The organism is Priestia sp. 10L35 (genome assembly GCF_056395685.1).
This window is the reverse complement of the sequence record NZ_JBFTKA010000006.1, coordinates 337,821-358,526: the sequence shown is the minus strand read 5'-3', so window position 1 is coordinate 358,526 and position 20,706 is coordinate 337,821. Positions and strand designations below refer to the sequence as shown.

General features: G+C 37.9%; 27 protein-coding genes. 14 read left to right on the top strand and 13 right to left on the bottom strand.

Annotation, left to right across the window (positions count from 1 at the left end):
• Window positions 1-7: 7 nt before the first annotated feature.
• From AC1DEF_RS22135 to AC1DEF_RS22120, 4 genes are all read right to left on the bottom strand, one after another.
• Window positions 8-412 (bottom strand): YugN-like family protein, encoded by a 405-nt coding sequence (locus AC1DEF_RS22135; protein ID WP_097824845.1) that lies wholly within the window; start codon window positions 410-412, stop codon window positions 8-10.
• 53 nt (window positions 413-465) lie between these two features.
• The gene (locus AC1DEF_RS22130) at window positions 466-636 is read right to left on the bottom strand and encodes a hypothetical protein (RefSeq protein ID WP_427076582.1); all 171 of its coding nucleotides are present in this window, start codon (window positions 634-636) and stop codon (window positions 466-468) included.
• 130 nt (window positions 637-766) lie between these two features.
• The gene (locus AC1DEF_RS22125; protein ID WP_013059589.1) at window positions 767-2,116 is read right to left on the bottom strand and encodes a glucose-6-phosphate isomerase; all 1,350 of its coding nucleotides are present in this window, start codon (window positions 2,114-2,116) and stop codon (window positions 767-769) included.
• 245 nt (window positions 2,117-2,361) lie between these two features.
• Window positions 2,362-2,610, bottom strand: a complete 249-nt coding sequence (locus tag AC1DEF_RS22120; protein ID WP_230183979.1) for a hypothetical protein — start codon at window positions 2,608-2,610, stop codon at window positions 2,362-2,364.
• Window positions 2,611-2,824: 214 nt separating this feature from the next.
• On the opposite strand from AC1DEF_RS22120, the gene AC1DEF_RS22115 reads away from it, so the two are divergent.
• Genes AC1DEF_RS22115 through mnhG form a run of 7 tightly spaced genes read left to right on the top strand, consistent with a single transcriptional unit; the run spans window position 2,825 to window position 8,578 of the window.
• The gene (locus AC1DEF_RS22115; RefSeq protein ID WP_097824846.1) at window positions 2,825-5,230 is read left to right on the top strand and encodes a Na+/H+ antiporter subunit A; all 2,406 of its coding nucleotides are present in this window, start codon (window positions 2,825-2,827) and stop codon (window positions 5,228-5,230) included.
• Entirely contained in the window at window positions 5,227-5,649 is a 423-nt protein-coding gene (locus AC1DEF_RS22110) for a Na(+)/H(+) antiporter subunit B (RefSeq protein ID WP_013085301.1), read from the top strand. Before AC1DEF_RS22115 ends, AC1DEF_RS22110 begins: the two co-directional genes overlap by 4 nt.
• Window positions 5,649-5,990, top strand: coding sequence for a Na(+)/H(+) antiporter subunit C (locus AC1DEF_RS22105; RefSeq protein WP_013059592.1), 342 nt, complete (start codon window positions 5,649-5,651; stop codon window positions 5,988-5,990). The genes AC1DEF_RS22110 and AC1DEF_RS22105 overlap by 1 nt, the downstream gene beginning before the upstream one ends.
• A complete protein-coding gene (locus tag AC1DEF_RS22100; RefSeq protein ID WP_043977204.1) occupies window positions 5,980-7,464 on the top strand; it encodes a Na+/H+ antiporter subunit D in 1,485 nt (494 codons plus the stop codon). The genes AC1DEF_RS22105 and AC1DEF_RS22100 overlap by 11 nt, the downstream gene beginning before the upstream one ends.
• 6 nt (window positions 7,465-7,470) lie before the next feature.
• A complete protein-coding gene (locus AC1DEF_RS22095; RefSeq protein ID WP_013059594.1) occupies window positions 7,471-7,947 on the top strand; it encodes a Na+/H+ antiporter subunit E in 477 nt (158 codons plus the stop codon).
• A complete protein-coding gene (locus AC1DEF_RS22090; protein WP_013059595.1) occupies window positions 7,948-8,232 on the top strand; it encodes a Na(+)/H(+) antiporter subunit F1 in 285 nt (94 codons plus the stop codon).
• Complete coding sequence (gene mnhG / locus AC1DEF_RS22085) at window positions 8,216-8,578, top strand: monovalent cation/H(+) antiporter subunit G (RefSeq protein ID WP_013085304.1); 363 nt, start codon at window positions 8,216-8,218, stop codon at window positions 8,576-8,578. Before AC1DEF_RS22090 ends, mnhG begins: the two co-directional genes overlap by 17 nt.
• A 44-nt stretch (window positions 8,579-8,622) precedes the next feature.
• Here the strand turns inward: mnhG and AC1DEF_RS22080 are convergent, their stop codons facing one another.
• A complete protein-coding gene (locus tag AC1DEF_RS22080) occupies window positions 8,623-9,786 on the bottom strand; it encodes an iron-containing alcohol dehydrogenase (protein ID WP_043977206.1) in 1,164 nt (387 codons plus the stop codon).
• 220 nt (window positions 9,787-10,006) lie between these two features.
• Between AC1DEF_RS22080 and AC1DEF_RS22075 the strand changes: the two genes are divergently transcribed.
• Window positions 10,007-10,237 (top strand): DUF378 domain-containing protein, encoded by a 231-nt coding sequence (locus AC1DEF_RS22075; protein ID WP_013059598.1) that lies wholly within the window; start codon window positions 10,007-10,009, stop codon window positions 10,235-10,237.
• A gap of 36 nt (window positions 10,238-10,273) precedes the next feature.
• On the opposite strand, the gene yugI is transcribed toward AC1DEF_RS22075, so the two are convergent.
• The 3 genes from yugI to AC1DEF_RS22060 form a co-directional block, all read right to left on the bottom strand.
• Window positions 10,274-10,675: a S1 domain-containing post-transcriptional regulator GSP13 gene (gene yugI / locus AC1DEF_RS22070; RefSeq protein ID WP_013059599.1), complete on the bottom strand. Its 402-nt coding sequence runs from the start codon at window positions 10,673-10,675 to the stop codon at window positions 10,274-10,276.
• A 207-nt stretch (window positions 10,676-10,882) separates the two neighbouring features.
• Complete coding sequence (locus tag AC1DEF_RS22065) at window positions 10,883-12,043, bottom strand: aminotransferase (RefSeq protein ID WP_043977208.1); 1,161 nt, start codon at window positions 12,041-12,043, stop codon at window positions 10,883-10,885.
• Window positions 12,043-12,543, bottom strand: coding sequence for an Lrp/AsnC family transcriptional regulator (locus AC1DEF_RS22060; RefSeq protein ID WP_013059601.1), 501 nt, complete (start codon window positions 12,541-12,543; stop codon window positions 12,043-12,045). Before AC1DEF_RS22060 ends, AC1DEF_RS22065 begins: the two co-directional genes overlap by 1 nt.
• Window positions 12,544-12,701: 158 nt before the next feature.
• On the opposite strand from AC1DEF_RS22060, the gene AC1DEF_RS22055 reads away from it, so the two are divergent.
• Window positions 12,702-13,550 carry an alpha/beta fold hydrolase gene (locus AC1DEF_RS22055; protein ID WP_097824847.1) on the top strand — a complete coding sequence of 283 codons (849 nt, stop codon included), beginning with the start codon at window positions 12,702-12,704 and terminating at the stop codon, window positions 13,548-13,550.
• Window positions 13,551-13,718: 168 nt separating this feature from the next.
• Complete coding sequence (locus AC1DEF_RS22050; protein WP_097824848.1) at window positions 13,719-14,891, top strand: MalY/PatB family protein; 1,173 nt, start codon at window positions 13,719-13,721, stop codon at window positions 14,889-14,891.
• A 35-nt stretch (window positions 14,892-14,926) separates the two neighbouring features.
• On the opposite strand, the gene AC1DEF_RS22045 is transcribed toward AC1DEF_RS22050, so the two are convergent.
• Together AC1DEF_RS22045 and AC1DEF_RS22040 are read right to left on the bottom strand one after the other, a co-directional pair.
• Window positions 14,927-15,451, bottom strand: coding sequence for a superoxide dismutase family protein (locus AC1DEF_RS22045; RefSeq protein ID WP_013059604.1), 525 nt, complete (start codon window positions 15,449-15,451; stop codon window positions 14,927-14,929).
• A gap of 103 nt (window positions 15,452-15,554) precedes the next feature.
• Window positions 15,555-15,752: a hypothetical protein gene (locus AC1DEF_RS22040; protein WP_078082210.1), complete on the bottom strand. Its 198-nt coding sequence runs from the start codon at window positions 15,750-15,752 to the stop codon at window positions 15,555-15,557.
• Between the two features lie 85 nt (window positions 15,753-15,837).
• On the opposite strand from AC1DEF_RS22040, the gene kapB reads away from it, so the two are divergent.
• Entirely contained in the window at window positions 15,838-16,218 is a 381-nt protein-coding gene (gene kapB / locus AC1DEF_RS22035; protein WP_013059606.1) for a kinase-associated lipoprotein KapB, read from the top strand.
• A gap of 36 nt (window positions 16,219-16,254) precedes the next feature.
• On the opposite strand, the gene kapD is transcribed toward kapB, so the two are convergent.
• Window positions 16,255-16,869, bottom strand: a complete 615-nt coding sequence (gene kapD, locus AC1DEF_RS22030; RefSeq protein ID WP_013059607.1) for a 3'-5' exonuclease KapD — start codon at window positions 16,867-16,869, stop codon at window positions 16,255-16,257.
• Window positions 16,870-17,213: 344 nt separating this feature from the next.
• A complete protein-coding gene (locus AC1DEF_RS22025; protein WP_013059608.1) occupies window positions 17,214-17,597 on the bottom strand; it encodes a hotdog fold thioesterase in 384 nt (127 codons plus the stop codon).
• Window positions 17,598-17,703: 106 nt separating this feature from the next.
• On the opposite strand from AC1DEF_RS22025, the gene AC1DEF_RS22020 reads away from it, so the two are divergent.
• The 3 genes from AC1DEF_RS22020 to AC1DEF_RS22010 all read left to right on the top strand — a co-directional run bounded on the left by AC1DEF_RS22020 (window position 17,704) and on the right by AC1DEF_RS22010 (window position 19,093).
• Window positions 17,704-18,072: a YuzC family spore coat inner layer protein gene (locus AC1DEF_RS22020; RefSeq protein WP_097824849.1), complete on the top strand. Its 369-nt coding sequence runs from the start codon at window positions 17,704-17,706 to the stop codon at window positions 18,070-18,072.
• A 176-nt stretch (window positions 18,073-18,248) separates the two neighbouring features.
• Window positions 18,249-18,785, top strand: a complete 537-nt coding sequence (locus AC1DEF_RS22015) for an HD domain-containing protein (protein WP_097824850.1) — start codon at window positions 18,249-18,251, stop codon at window positions 18,783-18,785.
• Window positions 18,786-18,901: 116 nt separating this feature from the next.
• Window positions 18,902-19,093: a hypothetical protein gene (locus tag AC1DEF_RS22010; protein WP_013059611.1), complete on the top strand. Its 192-nt coding sequence runs from the start codon at window positions 18,902-18,904 to the stop codon at window positions 19,091-19,093.
• A gap of 51 nt (window positions 19,094-19,144) precedes the next feature.
• On the opposite strand, the gene AC1DEF_RS22005 is transcribed toward AC1DEF_RS22010, so the two are convergent.
• Window positions 19,145-20,464 carry a Na+/H+ antiporter family protein gene (locus tag AC1DEF_RS22005; protein WP_097824851.1) on the bottom strand — a complete coding sequence of 440 codons (1,320 nt, stop codon included), beginning with the start codon at window positions 20,462-20,464 and terminating at the stop codon, window positions 19,145-19,147.
• Between the last annotated feature and the right edge of the window lie 242 nt (window positions 20,465-20,706).

Here is a 20,706-nt window from a genome sequence, read left to right as displayed (position 1 = left end):
CCTTCAATTACTGAAGCAGCGCATTTTCTGCCTCTCTAATTAGCTCTTCTCCTAAGCTGATATACTTTTCTGGAAATGAAGCGTCTGCGTCTTGGGGCTCTGCAAACTGATTAAATGAAGCACTAACATTTCCATTGTGAACATCGTCATCTAGACCAATTTGATATTTATGTGAAAGTAAAAATGGCGTGCCAATCTGTACGGTTGTTCCTTTAGAATCCAGCTCTCCATTCGTAGCTGTAAACGGGATACGTAAAAACTGATAGCCGACTTCATCGTTCATCTTATAGTCAAATGAACCATGGTCGTAATCCCAATTTCCTCCAATGTTATACCCAAGCGGCTTAAGCGTTTTTTCTAATTCGTAAAGCTTGAATAATGTTCCCTCTAATCTTGAAGATAATTCAATCATGTTATCCCTCCTCTGTTTTAACATGTCCTTTTTCCAGCGTTTTATCCTTTATCTCAAAAGCAAAAAAGAGGGTGAGACATAACTAAATGAATCCAACCTAAAGACGAACAAACTGGATAAAGCAGCTCATATAAATCGCTTGCGACACCGCAGTTGATGTCTGTGCGAGGCTTCACTTTCCGCGGGCGGGCGCTGAGCCTCCTCGTCACTTGCGCTCCAATCAACTGTTAGAAGGACCTAAACAGATGAAACTATATTCACCATAACAAAAAAAACGAACCACTAATCAAACATGTTGATCAATGGTTCGTTTTTCACTTGGGCTAAAATACTTTTTTACCGCCCTCTTTTTATTTATTTCAAACGCTTTTCTAATTCTGCTTTTTTCTCTTCAAAACCAGGTTTTCCAAGCAGAGCAAACATATTTACTTTGTATGCTTCTACTCCCGGCTGATCGAATGGGTTTACGCCTAATAAATAGCCGCTGATTGCACATGCTTTTTCAAAGAAATATACAACATATCCGAACGTATACTCATCTAGCGCAGGAATGTTCACAACTAAGTTTGGAACGCCCCCATCTGTGTGAGCAAGCATTGTACCTTGGAAGGCTTTTTTATTTACAAAGTCAACTGTTTCACCAGCTAAGTAATTTAATCCATCTAAGTCCGCTGCATCTTCTTCAATTGTTAGCTCATGACGAGAATCTTGAACTTGTACAATTGTTTCAAAAATATCACGACGACCTTCTTGTACATATTGACCTAAAGAATGAAGATCCGTTGAGAAGTTAGCAGATGAAGGGTAAATACCTTTTTGGTCTTTTCCTTCACTTTCGCCAAATAACTGTTTCCACCACTCAGCAAAGTATTGAAGAGCTGGCTCATAGTTAATCAGCATTTCAATTGTTTTTCCTTTATTATAAAGAACATTACGAGCTACAGCATATTGATAAGCTGGGTTCTCTTCTAGCTCTGATGATGAGAATGCTTCTTGAGCATCAGCTGCCCCTTTCATCATTTGTTCGATATCAAGACCCGCAGCGGCAATTGGCAATAAGCCAACCGCTGTTAATACTGAATAACGGCCGCCTACATCATCTGGAATAACAAATGTTTCATAGCCTTCTTCGTCCGCTAATGTTTTTAATGCGCCACGCGCTTTATCTGTTGTTGCATAAATACGCTTGCGTGCTTCTTCTTTGCCATATTTCTCTTCTAATAATTTACGGAAGATACGGAAAGCAATCGCCGGTTCTGTTGTTGTACCAGATTTTGAAATAACATTAATAGAGAAATCTTTATCTTGTAAAACATCCATTAAGTCTTTCATGTACGTTGAGCTGATGTTGTTACCAGCAAAAATAACTTGCGGAGTTTTACGCTGTTCTTTTGATAATGTGTTATAGAATGAATGCTGAAGCATTTCAATAGCAGCACGAGCACCTAAGTAAGATCCTCCAATACCGATAACAATTAATACATCTGAATCAGATTTAATTTTTTCTGCACTTTTTTGAATGCGTGCAAATTCTTCTTTGTCATACTCCGTAGGAAGGTCGACCCATCCTAAAAAGTCGTTTCCAGCACCTGTTTTCTCATGAATTGAATGGTGAGCTACTTTCACGGCATCACGTAAGTATGTAAGTTCATGTTCACCAAAAAATGATAACGCGTTTGAATAATCAAAACGAACATGTGTCATAGTCTGTTCCTCCATTAAAATATCTTTATTTTTCACTTTATCGAAACTGTTAGCTGAATTCAAGTGAATCCACTTACAATTTGACACAATCATTATAGTTTGTTGAAACTGCAATCATTGTATGTACCTTTTTATTTAACGATAAATTCAGTTGTGAAGTCAACTAATGTTCTTTGATTACAGGACGTAATTCATGCACGATTACGCAAATAATAAGCAAATAAAAAACGACTAAAGATTGGTCTTCAATCGTTTTTTATTTGCTTATCGGATGGTGCAATATAGTTCATTTCACCTATCTTCACATATTGTCTCGGTTTATAAGAGGCTTTTAAAAGGGAAGAGTCTATTGAAATGGAATTTTCAGCTTGGTTTTTAGAAGTGAGGAACATCCTGTTTTCTTCTTTCATTTCCAAGTGATTATTCAGCACAAATCCGCCCATACATAATGCGGTAAAAATGAGAAAACTGATGGCTATTTGTTTCCTATACATTTCCATCACCTCACTCTTAGAGTGACAATTTTGAGTGATTTTTATACGTCCAAAAAAATTTTTTTATGTTTTTTTTATGGATTTTGTGACGAGTTTCTATTTATTTAATAAGGTTTGAAAAATCTGCTGATACTAAGAAATAGCATGGATGCATGCATAATTAAATTATTATATAATCGGTTACAGAATTGAATATCACAAGGAGGTTTGTCTTTTGTCGTGGTTGCACTTGGTGATTTTATCGCCTTTTTTATTAGCCTTTTTTGTCCCCCTTCTGTATAGGAAATTCCAGCGTATTCATACAGGGTGGTTCGTTTTACCTCTTCCACTTGTGTTGTTCATTTATTTCACACAATATATCAGTGGTGTTTCTAAGGGGGGAACATATCTACATTCAATGAAATGGATACCTAGTCTGGGCATTAACTTTGATGCCTATGTGGATGGACTTGGTCTTCTGTTTTCTCTATTAATCACCGGAATTGGGACACTTGTTATTCTTTACTCCATTTATTATCTTTCTAAGACAAAAGAAGCACTGCATTCGTTTTATGTCTATTTGCTTCTTTTTATGGGGTCGATGCTAGGAGTTGTATTATCAGACAACCTAATGAGCCTTTACAGCTTTTGGGAATTAACAAGCCTTTCATCTTTTTTATTGATTGGTTATTGGTACAAACGAGAGAAATCTCAATACGGAGCCTTAAAATCTATGCTCATTACCGTATTCGGAGGACTTTCCCTTTTAGCAGGAATTGTGCTTTTATACGTTATGACAGGTACTTTCAGCATACGCGAAATTATCTCAAACGTAGATGTAGTCACATCAAGTCATCTATTCATTCCAGCTCTAGTCCTCATTTTATTAGGGGCCTTTACAAAATCTGCTCAGTTTCCTTTTCATATTTGGCTGCCAGATGCAATGGAAGCTCCAACCCCAGTGAGTGCATACCTTCATTCAGCCACAATGGTAAAAGCGGGAATTTATCTTTTAGCAAGACTCAGCCCTGTTTTTGCTATAAGCGCCACTTGGTTTTTTGCTATTTCAATTATAGGACTAATTACACTGTTTTGGGGCTCATTTTCAGCAGTAAAGCAACAAGACCTGAAAGGGATTTTAGCTTTTTCAACTATTAGTCAGCTGGGGATGATTATGTCACTTATAGGAGTAGGTAGCGCAGCTATTCACTATGATTTTTTAGACGATAATATCTACTTAGTAGCTCTTACTGCAGCGGTTTTCCATTTGATTAACCACGCTACCTTCAAAGGCAGCTTGTTTATGGTAGTAGGTATTGTCGATCATGAAACAGGCACGCGTGACATTAGAAAGTTAGGCGGGTTAATGAGCGTTATGCCTGTGACATTTACCATTGCTCTCATCGGGGGATTTTCAATGGCGGGTCTTCCTCCTTTTAATGGATTCTTAAGTAAAGAGATGTTTTTTACAGGCATGGTAAACGTGACAAAAATGGATATGTATAGCATGCAGACGTGGGGAATTTTGCTGCCTATCATCGCTTGGTTAGGAAGTATCTTCACTTTCATCTATAGTATGATTCTTGTCTTTAAAACCTTTACAGGCAAATACCAGCCCGAAAAGTTAGAGAAGAAACCTCATGAAGCACCAGTAGGCATGCTTATTTCACCTGTTATTTTAGCATCACTGGTTGTTATTTTTGGCTTTGCTCCTAATTTATTAGAATCGACCCTTATTGAGCCAACAATGGCCTCTATCGCACCTAGCCTGCTAGCTGAAGGTAAAGAATATCAAGTGCATATTAAATTTTGGCATGGCTTTACGCCAGAATTATTTATGACGCTAGGGGTCATCATATTTGGTATTTTGTTATTTATGACGGTTCAAAAATGGTCAAAAATTTATACACGATTCCCTTCTTCTTTAACGCTTAATAACGGCTATAATTATGGAATTAAAGGGATAGAAAAAGGGTCAACACGTATCATGAAAACATTAATGACAGGATTTATTAGAGACTATCTTTTAATCATTTTTACTTTCATAGGCATCTTACTTCTCTTGACGCTCTTTTCTCAGAATGCCTTTGCGATTGATTTAAAAGATACTTCTTCTATAGGCGTTTATGAAGCCATATTAGCAGTCGTAATGGTTGCAGCTACTATTACAACTTTATTGGCAAAATCACGCCTCACAGCCATTATTTCGCTCGGAGTTGTCGGGTATACACTCTCTTTATTTTTCGTATTATTCCGAGCTCCTGACTTAGCTTTGACTCAATTAGTGATTGAAACTGTATCGGTATCACTGTTTTTACTATGTTTCTACTACTTGCCGGAGTTTCGGAAGCGAAAAGTAAGGGTGAAGTTTCAGCTGCCAAACTTACTGGTCGCTCTTCTTGTAGGAACGACTGTTACACTGCTTGGCATATCAGCAAACAGTACGAAACTATTTGAATCGATTTCACATTACTTTATTGAAAACAGCTATGAAAAAGCAGGCGGCGAAAACATGGTGAACGTAATCCTTGTGGACTTCCGCGGATTTGATACATTATTTGAAATTACCGTACTTTGTATAGCAGCTCTTGCTATCTATGGCATGATTCGTCTTCGGTTAACAAAGGAGGAAGAAGAGTGAAAAAAAATGATTTGATACTACAAACCACAACGAAAGTAGTCACGTTTATTATTATCATTTTTGCCATTCATCTTTTCTTTGCAGGTCATTATACACCGGGGGGAGGATTTGTTGGGGGACTTACTACCTCAGCAGCTCTTGTATTATTACTGCTGGCTTTCGATATAAAAACCGTATCGAAAGTCATCCCATTTGATTATAAGAAGGTCGCGGCTTCTGGACTGCTGCTAGCTATTTTAACGGGGCTTGGGTCATTTATTTTCAAAGTCCCATTTCTAACTCACACATATAGCTACTTTAACCTTCCCCTTCTCGGGAAAACATCTTTAGCTACCGTTGTACTGTTTGATTTAGGTGTATATCTAGTAGTTGTTGGTGTTACGATGACCATTATTCAAACGATTGGAGAGAGTGAATAGTGGAAATATTAATGTCCATAGTGGCAGGGATTCTATTCACTGCCGCTGTATATCTCATGTTATCCCGCAGTTTACTGCGAATTATTATTGGAACAGGCTTATTAAGCCACGGTGTTCACCTGTTAATTTTAACGATGGGCGGATTAAAAGGGGGGAGTGTTCCCCTTCTGGGAGAAAAGGCTTCTTCTTATACAGATCCTTTACCTCAAGCTCTAATTTTAACTGCCATTGTCATAAGCTTTGGCGTCACTTCTTTTTTCCTTGTACTAGCGTACAGGGCTTATCAGGAACTCGGAACAGACGATATGGACAAGTTAAGGGGAAATGAACATGACGAGTAATTTTGTAATCATCCCACTGCTTATCCCGTTTGTTGTAGGTGTTGTGCTCATTTTTTTCAAAGACAATATTAAACTTCAAAGGATAATCAGTGTTTTATCATTAATCACCACCACTGCTTTTGCTGCCTATTTAGTACAACTGGTTCAATCAAAAGGTGTTTTAACTCACGAGCTTGGGAACTGGAAACCTCCTTTTGGAATTATTCTAGTAGCGGACATGTTCGCGTCCCTTCTCGTACTTACTGCTAGTGTGGTAACACTATGCTGCGTTCTTTTTGCTTTTCATACAATTGGGGAAAAGCGTGAACGCTTTTACTTTTATTCGTTTGTGCAGTTTTTATTAGTAGGCGTATTCGGCGCCTTCTTAACAGGTGATATCTTTAACTTATTTGTCTTTTTTGAAGTCATGCTTATGTCTTCGTACGCTCTTATTGTAATTGGCGGTACAAAAGCACAGCTTCGAGAGTCACTTAAGTATATTTTAGTCAATGTCATTTCATCCGCTTTGTTTGTCATTGCCGTTGCTTATTTATATGCTGTAACAGGAACTCTCAACATGGCGGACCTTTCACAGCGAATTGCTGAGGCGAACCAGCCGGGAATTTTAACAACCATTGGCATGCTTTTATTTATCGTCTTTGCCTTAAAAGCAGCTTTATTTCCAATGTATTTCTGGCTTCCAGGTTCATATAGTGCGCCTCCACCCGTTATTATCGGGTTGTTTGGTGCCTTGCTCACAAAAGTAGGCGTTTATTCGATTTTCAGGACTTTCACTTTACTGTTTTACCATCATCCTGAATTTACTCATCAAATTATCGGCTACGTTGCGCTTTTGACTATCGTTGTTGGTGCAGTAGGCGCCATTGCTTATTCGGATGTAAATAAAATCTTAATTTATAACATTATTATTGCTGTCGGAGTCATTGTCTACGGGGTGACCTTGACAACAAACGCAGGTTTTGAAGGAGCTATTTATTATTTAATTCACGACATGATTATTAAAGCAGCTCTATTCCTTCTTGCTGGAAGCATCGTTCGAATAACTGGAACAACAAAATTAAAGAAAATGGGTGGGTTAATTAAAGACTATCCGCTGCTTGGCTGGATGTTTTTTATCGCTACTATTTCTTTGGCAGGAATTCCTCCCCTAAGCGGCTTTATTGGAAAATTCCTTTTAGTTCAGGGCGGCTTAGAATCAGAGAGCTACACGTTTGTAGGAGTTTTACTAGTTTCAAGCCTGCTTGTTTTATATTCTGCCATTAAGATTTTCATGAGCTGCTTCTGGGGTGAACCTAAGCTTTCTTCTGAGCATGAAAAAGTATCCCTTAAAGGTATTCTATACCCATCCGCTATCTTACTTGCTGTTTCTGTCTTTTTAGGACTAGGTGCAGAAGCTGTTATCCCTTATGTGTCAACAGCCGCTCAAACGCTTATGGATCCTTCAATTTATATCCAATCAGTGTTAAAGGAGTAGATCTGCATGTCATTTCAACTATTATTAAACGTAATCATTGCATTCACATGGATGTTTTTGAGAGGGATTTGGACACTCCCTTCCTTTATTATAGGTTTTTTCTGGGGAGCGGTACTGCTGTTTGTTTTCCGCCGTTTTTTTCACAGACGTTTTTATTTGCATAAAGTGTATGCGATCATTAAACTGCTGTTTATTTTTATACGAGAATTATTCAAAGCCAATATTGCAGTGACTAAGGACGTATTGCGCCCTAAATTAAATATTCAGCCAGCCATCTTTGCAATGCCAACCCGTCTGGAGAGTGAATGGGAAATTACCATTCTTTCTCTTTTAATTACGCTAACGCCAGGTACACTGGTGATGGATGTGTCAGATGATAATTCTACTATCTATATTCATGCAATCAATACAGACGATATTGATGACATTATTACAGATATTCAGCAAACATTCGAAAAAGCCATTATGGAGGTGAGTCGTTAAATGCTCGATATTTTTTTAAACGTTTCGCTCATTCTCATTTCTGCTTCAACTATTGGGTTTGTTTATCGAGTGGTGAAAGGTCCGTCAACTGCTGATCGAGCAATGGCCCTTGACGCTATTGGAATTAACATCATTGCCATTACGGCCATCATCTCGATTATTTTTCGAACCCAGGCTTTTTTCGAAGTCATTTTACTGCTAGGCATCATAGCCTTTGTAGGTACCGTTGCTTTTTCTAAGTTTTTAGAGAAAGGAGAAGTGATCGAATATGAACGTGATCAGTGAAATCATTGTAGGAGCTTTAGTACTAATAGGGTCTCTTCTGACAGTTGTGACCATGATTGGGCTTATTCGCTTGCCTGATACGTACACAAGAAGTCACGCTGCCTCCAAAAGTGCCACCTTAGGCGTCCTGTTTATATTAGTGGGCTGCTTACTCTACTTTTGGATTGACACCGGCCATATTAGTGCACGGTTAATTTTAGCGATTGTCTTTGTGTTTATCACCTCTCCTATTGCTGGGCATTTACTAGGAAGAGCGGCTTATTACAGCGGAGTTCCTCTTTCTGATAAAACCGTTCGGGATGATTTGAAAACCAAACAGCAGAAAAAACTTACCCATCATGAATAGAAAAAAACGCCGTGCGGTTTGCACGGCGTTTTTTATCGAAAATCTTATAAAGAAGCGCGTAGGATTGCTAGTACATCTTCTTTGTTTAATTTTTTAAATTTGCCAAATTCACCTTTAGCCATTGCACGATCAGCCATAAGATCTAATTTGTCTTCACCAATATCATAATCAGCTAAGCGAGTTGGTGCACCTAGGCTTGACCAGAATTCACGAAGCTTATCAACACCTTCAAGTGCTACTTCTTTATCCGTCTTGCCTTCCGTATCTACGTTAAATACGCGTACAGCTACTTGCTTGAAGCGATCTACGTTCTCATCCATTACGTGTTTCATCCAGTTCGGGAATAAAATTGCCAATCCACCTGCATGTGGAATGTCATATACAGCTGATACCGCATGCTCAATATTGTGAGTAGCCCAATCGCCTTGGTGTCCCATTTGTAACATACCGTTTAATGCGATTGTCCCATTGTATAAAATCGTTTCACGTAACTCGTAGTTCTCTAGGTCGTTTAATAATTTTGGTCCCGTTTCAATAACCGTTTGCAGTACTCCTTCACACATGCGATCTTGAAGCGGCGTATTTGTTGCAGCATGGAAATATTGTTCAAATACGTGGCTCATCATGTCGACCATGCCATAAACTGTTTGATTTTTTGGTACAGTAAATGTATTAACAGGATCTAAAATAGAGAATTGAGGGAATGTTGCCGGACTGCCCCAGCCGTATTTTTCTTGTGTTTCCCAATTTGTAATAACAGAACCAGCATTCATTTCTGAACCTGTTGCTGCTAATGTCAGCACTGTTCCAAATGGAAGAGCTTCAGCTGCGAATACGTCGCGGTTAATGATGTCCCATACGTCTCCATCATATTTTGCGCCTGCTGCGATTGCTTTTGTACAATCGATTACGCTTCCTCCACCAACTGCAAGTAAAAATTCAATACCGTTTTCTTTACAAATATCGATTCCTTTGCGAACAGTTGTCAGACGAGGATTCGGCTCTACTCCCGCTAACTCATGTACTTCTGCATTCATGTCATTCAGTACATCCATTACTTGATCGTATAAACCGCTGCGTTTTACGCTTCCTCCGCCGTATACTAATAATATCTTTTTGCCAAAGCGCCCTGCTTCTGTTTTTAACTGCTCTAATTGACCTTTACCAAAAATTAATTTTGTAGGATTATAAAATGTAAAATTGTTCACTATAAACTCCTCCTTACGAGCTTGATTACATGCATCATTATGAAGAACAACTTTTTGATTGTAAAGAAAATTGACTTCCTAAAGATTATTCCCTGTTGGCTAGATGCTCACCCCATCCAAATGAACGTTTATTTGTCTGTATCTTCCAAAAGCAAATATGCATATTTCCCTCTAAAAAAAGCAGGCTAATAAGTGAACTACAAAACAAGGAGGGTTCATCATGAGTGGTATTCAACGTATTGCGCTCGTATTAACGATTATTGGAGCAATTAACTGGGGACTTATTGGCTTTTTTCAATTTGATTTAGTAGCAGCAATCTTCGGCGGTCAAACATCTGCTTTCTCCCGCATTATCTATGGATTGGTTGGAATCGCAGGACTGATTAACCTAGGTCTATTATTTAAACCTTCTGCTGAAGTAGAGCGTACAGAACCTAGAACGGAACATTAAAAAAAGAAGGATAGCTAAGCTATCCTTCTTTTTTTCTTATTTCTTAATTAGATCTTCGCGGTTTGATTGCTCAATCCACTCTTCTAATTTTTCTTTTAATGTGTTGAATCCTTGAGTAGATTCAGTATGAACTGTTGCTTGACCTTGACGCTTTTTAGCAGGTTTTTTAGGTGCAGAAGCTTCAGTTTTTTCTGGAGCTGGCTCAGTAGCACGAATAGATAAACCAATTTTACCAGTTGACTCATCAACAGATAAAACTTTAACGTTTACTTCGTCTCCTACTGATAAATGTTCGTTAATATCTTTAACGAAGCCATGTTTTACTTCTGAGATATGAACTAATCCTTGAGTTTCTTCATTTAATGCAACGAATGCACCGTATGGTTGAATTCCTGTTACTTTACCTTTTGTAACAGTACCGATTTCAAATTTTGACATATAAACACTCCTAGATACCTTATTATTTTCACCATTATAGCCAATTTAAAATTATAGCACAGTTCATAGATTGAATCAAAAAGTAGTTATACTATATTTATTATTTACCAATTTCGTCACAAATATAAACTAACACTACATTTCATCATAGCAAAAAAGATATTATATCAAACCGTCTATAGGATATGACATAATATCTTATTTTTATTATAACTTATTTTCAACAAAACGGCTAATCCGTTTTATGGATTCTTCTAATGATTCCATTGAAGAGGCGTATGAACAGCGAATATGTCCCTCTCCGCCTTTTCCAAATACATTGCCTGGCACCACGGCTACTCGCTCTTCAAGCAAAAGCTGCTCAGCGAATTCTTCCGATGACAATCCAGTTTTCTCGATAGAAGGGAACACATAAAACGCTCCTCCGGGAGAATGGCATTCCAGACCAATTTGATTTAATGACTTCACCATATAGTTCCGTCTTCTGCGATAGCTTTTTCTCATCTCTTCTACGTCATGCTGCCCATTTTGTAGTGCTTCAATTGCTCCATATTGTGCCATGGTAGGCGCACACATCATTGTATACTGATGAATTTTCAGCATTGCTTTAGCAATCTCAGTTGGTGCACATATGTATCCAAGACGCCATCCAGTCATGGCAAACCCTTTAGAAAAGCCAGAAATAATAATAGTGCGTTCTTTCATCCCTTCTAAAGAAGCAATAGATGTAAATTCTTCATCATATGTTAATTCTGCATATATTTCATCCGTGATAACAAGCAAGTCATACTTTATGACAATATCCGCAATAGCCTGCAGCTCTTCTTTAGAGAGTGAGCTTCCTGTTGGATTATTAGGAGAGCATAAAAGAAGAGCTTTTGTGTTGCTTGTAATCACTTCTTCAATCTGCTTAGGCTGCAGCTTAAACTCTGTTTCTGCTGTTGTTTCAATTGCCACAGGAACTCCTCCTGCTAGCGAAATTAACGGGCTGTAGGACACAAAGTTTGGCTCTACGACAATAATCTCATCTTCAGGGTTAATCAAAGCCCTCATTGTAATGTCTAAAGCCTGACTTCCTCCAACGGTCACAATAATATCATCTTTATAATCATACGAGACGTTAAAATTTCTTTTCATATACTTCATAATTTCAAAGCGAAGCTCTAAAAGCCCCGCATTTGCTGTATAAGAGGTATATCCTCTTTCCAACGATAAAATACTCGCTTCTCGAACAGCCCAAGATGTGACAAAATCAGGTTCACCTACTCCAAGAGAGATGACGTTATCCATACTTGCTGCTAAATCAAAAAAGCGGCGAATACCTGAAGGTTTCAGCTGTTGTACAGTTGTTGACAAGCGCTCTTTCATTACGGAGACACCACGATTCTGCGATCTTCATCGCCTTGGTCGTAGATGGTACCATCGTGCTTGTATTTTTTCATAATAAAGTGAGTCGTTGTAGATAAAACAGAGTCTAGCGTAGAAAGCTTTTCAGAAACAAAAAATGCTACTTCAGACATTGATTTTTCTTCAATAATAACAGACAAATCATATGCTCCTGACATTAGGTACACGGATTTCACTTCTTGAAAACGATAGATGCGCTCCGCAATCTCATCAAAGCCTACTCCTCGCTTTGGTGCAACTTTTACATCTATCATAGCTGTGACGCCCTCATGTCCATCTACTCGTCTCCAGTTAATATCAGCTGAATATTGCACAATTACTTTTTCTCTCTCTAGCTTTTTAACAATATTAGAGGTTTCTTCAAACGTTAAATCCACCATTTTTGAAATACTATCTATCGAAATACGGCTATTTTTTTCTAGAATTTCTAAAATTTCTAACTCTTTTTCTTCTAAGAACACCGCGTTCCCCTCCTACAACGATTAAATTTTTTCACTTTTTCCATTATATCAAATTTAAACACATCTTTAATGTGAAATCTATACCGGTAATTGAGTTTCATTTTATAGATTGCTGGAAATTAGGACAGACTAGAAAGAAAAAGATGGAGTGAAACAAATTGACTGAATCTAAAATTACTTGCCACCAGCGTACTTTTAATGGAGTCAATGTTTACTACGAATGCCATAACTATCACCCTGATAAACCCGCCATTGTATTTATTCACGGCTTTTTATCATCGAGTTTTAGCTTTCGACGTTTAATTCCTTTATTTGAAGATACGTTTTCTATCATTACGCTGGACCTTCCGCCATTTGGGCGAAGTGAAAAATCGTTAACCTTTCAATACTCGTATAAAAATTTAGCCAGAATTGTCATCGAGTTGATTGAATATTTAAAGTTGAAAGATGTTGTACTATCGGGACACTCAATGGGAGGACAAGTTTGTTTAAACGTAGCAAAGTTAAAGCCTTCTTGCGTATCGAAACTAGTTCTTCTGTGCAGCTCAGCTTATTTAGGCCCCTCACATTATGGATTGGTTATGTCTTCTTATGTTCCCTTCTTTTATCTGTGGGTAAAAACGTGGCTTTCTCGCAAAGGTGTATTAGGTAACTTGCAAAATGTCGTATTTGATCATAAGTTAATCGACGAAGAAATGATTGATGGCTATACTGAACCATTTTTGGATGACCGTACGTTTATGGCTTTAACAAGAATGATTCGCGATCGAGAAGGAGACCTATCCTCAAAGGATTTGCAGCACATAAAAAAACCAAGTTTACTCATTTGGGGAGAAGAAGACCGGGTTGTTCCTTTGCATCTCGGACGTAAGTTAAAAGATGATTTAACAGACTCTACCTTTGTCTCTTTAAAGGAAATTGGGCACCTTTTACCAGAAGAGTGTCCTGACATTGTGCAATCTCATATGGTCGATTTCTTGTACGGTGAAAAAGCCCTGTCTCAATAATGACGGGGCGGGTTCGTATATTGCACACGAGGCGCTAACTTTAATAAAAAATTCATTAGTCGTGCTTCAGCAATTTTTTCACTTTCTTTATTGACTTCACAAGTTAACTTCGTTGACAAACGTATTAAAAATAAGCAAACTATTATATTAAAAAAGGGGGTACTTTTATTGTCTACTTATTCTTTTGATCAATTAATTAACCGTACAGGTACGCAGTCCGTAAAGTGGGACAAAACTGATCTTGTTTTTGGAGCAAAAGATGTTCTGCCTTTTTGGGTAGCTGATATGGATTTCCAAGCGCCGCCTAATGTTCTTCAAACCATTAATGAGCGTGTCAAACACGGTATTTTCGGCTACACTTCCCCTACTGAATCTACGGCAAATGCTTTATCATCCTGGATAGAAAAAAAGCATCAGTGGACCATTGATCATGAATGGATTACATACAGTCCAGGAGTTGTATTTGCCCTGAGTATGGCTATTCAAGCATTTACGGAACCCGGAGATTCAATTTTAATTCAGCCTCCAGTCTATACTCCATTTTTTAACATGATAAAGGTAAATGATCGAGAAGTTGTTGAAAATCCGTTGAAACTTGCAGGCGATAAATACGAAATTGATTTTGCAGATTTAGAGCAAAAATTTGCAGAAGGTGTAAAATTAATGATTCTTTGCAGCCCTCATAATCCAGTAGGACGCGTGTGGACAAAAGAAGAACTGAAGAAGCTTGCCGATCTTTGTGAAAAATACAATGTATTAATTGTTTCAGATGAAATCCATTCTGATCTAATTTACCAGCCTTATAAACACATTCCCATTAGCATGGTGAGTGAAGATGCGGCCAATCGAACCATTACGTGTATGGCCCCTAGCAAAACATTTAATATACCGGGACTTCAGGCTTCAGCTGTTATTATTCCAAATGAGAAACTGCGCACACAGTATGTTCAGCAGCAGCAAAAGCAAGGGTTTTCTAATTTAAACACATTCGGAATAATTGGATTAGAGGCGGCTTACAGTGAAGGTGAAGAGTGGCTAGAAGCACTGCTTGTGTATCTGAAGAAAAATGTAGATCTCGTGACGCGTTTTATAAGTGAGAACTTGCCTGAACTGCGAGTTGTTCAGCCAGAAGGAACTTATTTACTATGGATTGACTGCAACAAGCTGCATTTGTCAGAAGAAGAATTACATGAACGCTTATTAAAAAAAGGTAAAATCGCCGTAGAAAAAGGTGAAAAATACAGCTCCACATATGGAAAAGGCTTTATCCGCTTGAACATTGGCTGTTCACATGAACAACTTCAAGAAGGATTGAATCGCTTAAAAGTAGCTTTAACGTAAAAAACAGCGTTCTTTCTCACGAAAGAACGCTGTTTTTAATGTTTTTTTGAAATAACCCCGCAGGCGATTCTCTTTCCAGAATTACCTGATGGCTCTGTCATTCCGTCATCCCCTTGTTCGGTAATAACAAGGGATGAACCATCCATACGCTTAACGAGCGATGTCTTTCCTTCTTTTAACGTGACTTGAGGAACCATATCTGTTCCTGTATACGTCTGATCGTCTTCTACCACAATATTTTTCATATCGCCTAAATGCGGTCCTTTTGGATTTAACAGTCCGTGTTTCTTTTTATCAGGATCAAGGTGATTGCCCGCACTTTTAAAGTTAGGAGCTTTGCAAATTCCCATTTCATGAATATGTACGCCGTGTTCGCCAGGTGGAAGTCCACTTAAATTGTACGTAAACTCAATTCCATCGGCCTGTTCTTTCAACTTGACTGTACCGATGCTATCTCCATCTGCGTTATAGACTTTGACTTCTTTATTGGATATTTCTTTTTCCATACACCCCGTTAACAAGAAAAAAGGCACGGTTCCAATGAGTAGTAGTTTTTTCATGTTGCCCTCCAATCGCATATGCACTAGCGAAAGTTTTAGATATCTTTCCATAGATTGTCCAGCAACATATTATTTTAAACGCTTACATTTTATTTGCATTTCATTACAGTGATTTCTTATTATCCTGTTCTTTTAGCTTTGCTTCTAACTCCTTCGTTTTTTCTTCTTCTTTTTTCGAAATCTTAATGATTAAACGCCATACTGCAACTGCTGCTAGTACAAAAATCGCCATAGTAGCAAAAGCAGGAATATATTCTCTTTTATCTTCCGGAAAATAAAGCAAAAACATTAAATACATCATGTACAACATCCTTTCATAGAAACGGTAGAGGGTTTTGATTTATACTGGTGATAACAAACAATTTACTTAAAGGAGATCTGGCAATATGACATTTACAATTGGTCAAACCGTTACGGCACTTTATAAAACTGGGAAATACATCGGTGAAATTACACAAGTTCGAGACCTGCATTATGTTGTGCGGATTCAAGCTGTGTTAAAGCATCCAGAACAAGGTGACTTACATAACCCTGGACAAGTGGACGTACCTTTTTTTCATGAGCGAAAAGCACTTGCATTTCGAGAGCAGGCCAATATTCCTCAAAAAATGGTTCATCTCTATGAAGACAGCGTTCCCGATTATAAAAATTCACTAAAAAAAGCGCTTGAATTAAAGATAGCTGAGCAACAAGCCAAAGATAGCCCTTTTGCTCAAGCAAGTATTGCCTGTTTAGAAGAGTTAAAAAAAGAGTACGGTATTCATTAAGTAAAAAGCCAAATTCACGTAGAAGTGATTTGGCTTTTATAATGCAAATTTATTTAATACTTTTGAAAAATCGATTCGATCTCCTATGGTCGTTGGCTCTGGTTTTTGAAGGTACCGCTTATCTTTTTCTACAAGCTTAAAGATGTTGAGTGTCGTCATCGCATCATCAAGCGCGCAGTGGTGCTTTCCAGTTCCTTCTTTACCGTACTCTTGCACAGCTTTCCAAAGGCCAGTTTGATTTTGATCTCCAAAAAAGCGCTTATACTCCATTGAAAGATCAATTTCTTTACCTGCAAAAGGAAATGGCACCTTATTTTTTTGACAGCACTGCCTTAATACTTTCATATCCATGTTCCCCCATGTAATGATCGTGCTGTGTTTATACATGCCCAGTCGCTGTACAAGCTGCTCTAGCGTAATGCCTTCATTTACTTGATTTTGTTCGATATGGAGAAATGATTTACAGCGCTCAGTTAATTTTGTAAAGTGTGTAGGCTGTACGTAAGAGGAGAAACGATCAATGATTTCTTGATTTTTAACAAACACCAAACCAACTTCAATGATTTCCGGAAAAAAGCCTTTTGGAAAACCCTTATACTCTGGCATTGTAAATTCAAAATCAATGAATAAATACTGAGAGTTCTTATCCAATATTATCACCCCTTTGTAAAATAAACCGCCCTACTATATTAATGCTATTATAGCACGATTGAACAATCGGAAGGTCTATTTTCTGTTCTTATTTTTAATATTATGAATATTCTAGTTGCTGAATAAAAAGAATACTTTACTACTACTATATTCTAGAGCATGTCTCTATGCGCAGGGTAACTGTCACGAATAGACATAATTTCGCTTATTTTTTTACCTATTTTTTCACTTTTTTACGTATCCGCTCTTCCAAATTCTCTTTAAACTCTAACTCGAGTGTGTGAGGTGGCTCCTCCTGGCTCTAAAAGCATACCTCACACCTTCTAGACTAAGCATTCTTATGTTTAAGCTTTAGGCAGAATAGCAAGCGTACATCTGGATATACAGATTAAATTCTCTTCTTCATCTTGAATTTTCACTTCCCAAACCGCTGTTTTTTTTCCTTTATGTAAAGGAACGCCTATAGCTGTAACGATTCCGTCTTTTTTCCCTTTGATATGATTGGCATTAATTTCTAAACCTACGCAGATTTCTTTTTCGAGATCTACACTTTTAATGGCACCTAGACTAGCCACAGTTTCAGCTAACGCCACCGATGCTCCTCCGTGTAAAAGCCCGAATGGCTGACGCGTTCGTTCATCAACAGGCATCGTCGCCTCCACTCTTTGTTCACTCGCACTAATAATCTCAATTCCTAATGCTTCTAACAGCGTATCTTTTGTTTTCATATCCATACCTCCCTTTGTATCTAGTATACAATAACGGTTTTGCTACAACATATACGAACCCTCTACATATACATAATAAAAATCCGTTTTCTAGGAGGGTTCTTATATGAAATCATTTGCTCCCTTGTCTTACTATTGGCCATCGTACTACATGCCTCACCCTTATACATACAGGGTACCTAACTTACCTGAGGCGGACATCGCGACATTTCAGCAATCTCTTAAAGTTATTCCCTCTACGATGCAAAGCGCTACTATATTTATTCAAAGAGCTAATACTTCGCCAAAGTTAATAAAAAAAATAAAAGCTGCTGCTCAAGAATCCAAAATGAGTGAAGTAAAAAGACTCATTCTTTCCACTGGTGTTAAGACAAAAATCGATGTTTTTTATACTCCAGACTATATTAAAATTACGTTTATTCATCCCGATAACCAATTTGACTGCTGTCACGTATCGTTAAATATTAGATGGTAAAATACAAGGAAAAAAGTCTTATTTTCTTCAAAAAAAGATGTACATGTTGTTTCGTTTCGAATATTATAATATATGCCATTTTTGTATGTAAAAACAAATTACACGATAATTGTATTTAGGATACAAATATGATATTGTATTTGGAAATATATTTTTTCTTTAGGAGGGATGACATGATGAGACATGTTACGCTAGTAGAAATTTTCACGCATCCTATCGCTCAAAAATATTTAACTCGATCTGGCGTTGCGCATGCTGTATCCGTCGCCTATCATGCGTTTCGTCTATCCGTACAGCATAATGTAAACCCGGATTTAGCTACAAAAGCAGCGCTGCTTCATGATATTGGCCACTACGAATGGTACACAAATGGTCAGTGGGATTATGAGAAGTATCGTCAAAATGATATTCACGCTATTAAAGGGGCTGAACGTGCACATAAATTACTCATTCGTTTGGGTGAGGAACCTAAGGCGGCAAAAGAAATTGCTTTAGCTATTTTACTACACACAGACTCATATTTGCCTGAAGGAACAATTCAACAACGCCCTCTTCAAAAAGTAGTCAAACTAGCTGACGAAGCTGATGAAGAGCCAGGCGGCAAACACCATTACCGTGAATTGGAATATAATCTGGCTGTAAAGAAAATTAAGGAGCTTGATAAGAAAGTGCTTGAACTTCTACATTCCAACCAATTTAAACAGTTAGGCTGACAGGGTTAACTCCTTTCATAAGAGTTAATCCTTTTTATTATTTCTCCTCATAATTCCCTGCAAACTACTCATACTACTTATTGATTCTCATTTTTGGTTAGTTAGGAGGAAGAAGAATGTCTAAAAACGCTAGAGGTTACGTGCAAGATTCTTGCACATCATTAAATCAGGCAAAAGCAAGCCTTGAACAAGCTCTTCAAACAGTAGAGAAAGATTCAAATCGTGAACGTATTGAACAATCTCTTCAGGCTGTAGAGCAAGCATTAGGAGCTTGTGACAGTACTGCTTCTACTCTTTCTCAAGCATGAAAAAAGCAGCCGGTTTTGATCGGCTGCTTTTTTTCATTATCGGGCCTCTATTTACAAGATAACCGAGGCAATCCACCCAAAAATAATAAGTGGAATGTTATAGTGAAGAAAAGTTGGTACACACGTATCCCAAATATGATCATGCTGACGATCGACTGCTAATCCAGATGTGGGTCCAAGCGTACTGTCTGAAGCTGGTGAACCAGCGTCTCCAAGCGCTCCTGCTGTACCAACAATACAAATCGTTGCCATTGGACTCATACCAAGTTCTAAGCAAAGAGGAACAAAAATCGTCGCGATAATTGGAATAGTAGAGAAAGAAGAACCAATGCCCATTGTCACTAAAAGCCCGATGACAAGCATAAGAAATGCCCCCAGCATTTGATTCCCTCCAATAAGAGCAACAGAATCTTTTACAAGCGCTTCTACATCTCCAGTTTCTTGAAGAACTTTTGCAAAACCAGAGGCTGACAGCATAACGAATCCAATGAAAGCCATCATTCTCATTCCGTTTGTTAATACTGGATCTGCTTCACTCCACTTCAAAGCTCCGCTGAAGTAAAGTACAACAATTCCTGCCAGCGCGCCAAAAATCATAGAATCTACTAAGAGCTGCACAGTTAAAGCTGCTACAATCGCAACCAAACCTATAATAATGCCTCTTGTTGTATAACCTGTACTCTCTTCTGCACCTTGATCAATATCAATGTCTTCATACCGACGTGGTTTGCGGTATGAAATAAAAACAGCAAACAATAAGCCCGCTATCATTCCTAAAGCTGGCAGAGCCATCGCTGCGGTAATATCTCCTTTATCAATCGTTAGTCCACTTTCTTTAATGTTAGTAAATAAAATGTCGTGATAAATCTTACCGAATCCTGCCGGCAAATACATATAAGGTGTAACCAGTCCAAACGTAATAACGGTTGCGACTAATCGGCGATCGATTTTTAACTGATTAAATACTTTTAATAGAGGTGGAATTAAAAGCGGAATAAATGCAATGTGAACCGGAATAACGTTTTGAGAAAAACATGAAATAATAAGAATGATCAATAAGATCAGTACTTTTGACAGTGACTTCTTTTTCGTTTCTCCTTCTTTCCCTACTATTTTTAACGCTAGTTGAACAACGGCATCAGGCAGCCCTGTCCGCGAAACAGCCATTGCAAATCCTCCAAGCAAAGCATAGCTTAATGCAACAGAAGCACTATTTCCAAGACCATCTGTGTATATACTTACTGTATCTGTGAGGCTGATACCGCCAACAAGTCCTCCAATTAGCGCTCCTACTGCTAAAGAAAAGACAACGTTGATGCGCATTAAGCTCAAAATCAGCATCACGAGCACAGCTATTAATACTGCATTCATTTTGAAACCTCCATTTTTCTTTTTACTTTATCTCATTAAAACATTAGAGAGATAAACAACATATTCATTATATTAGGTATAGAAAAAAAGTCAATCATCTTACTAAATAAACGTTTGTTTAACTTCTCTACACCCTTAACGATATAAGGATTTTTCTAAATAATCTTTTCTTACTAAAAAGAAAAAACATTATGTAAACATATTAAAAAAGAAGCATCGTCGATGCTTCTTTTTACGTTTCT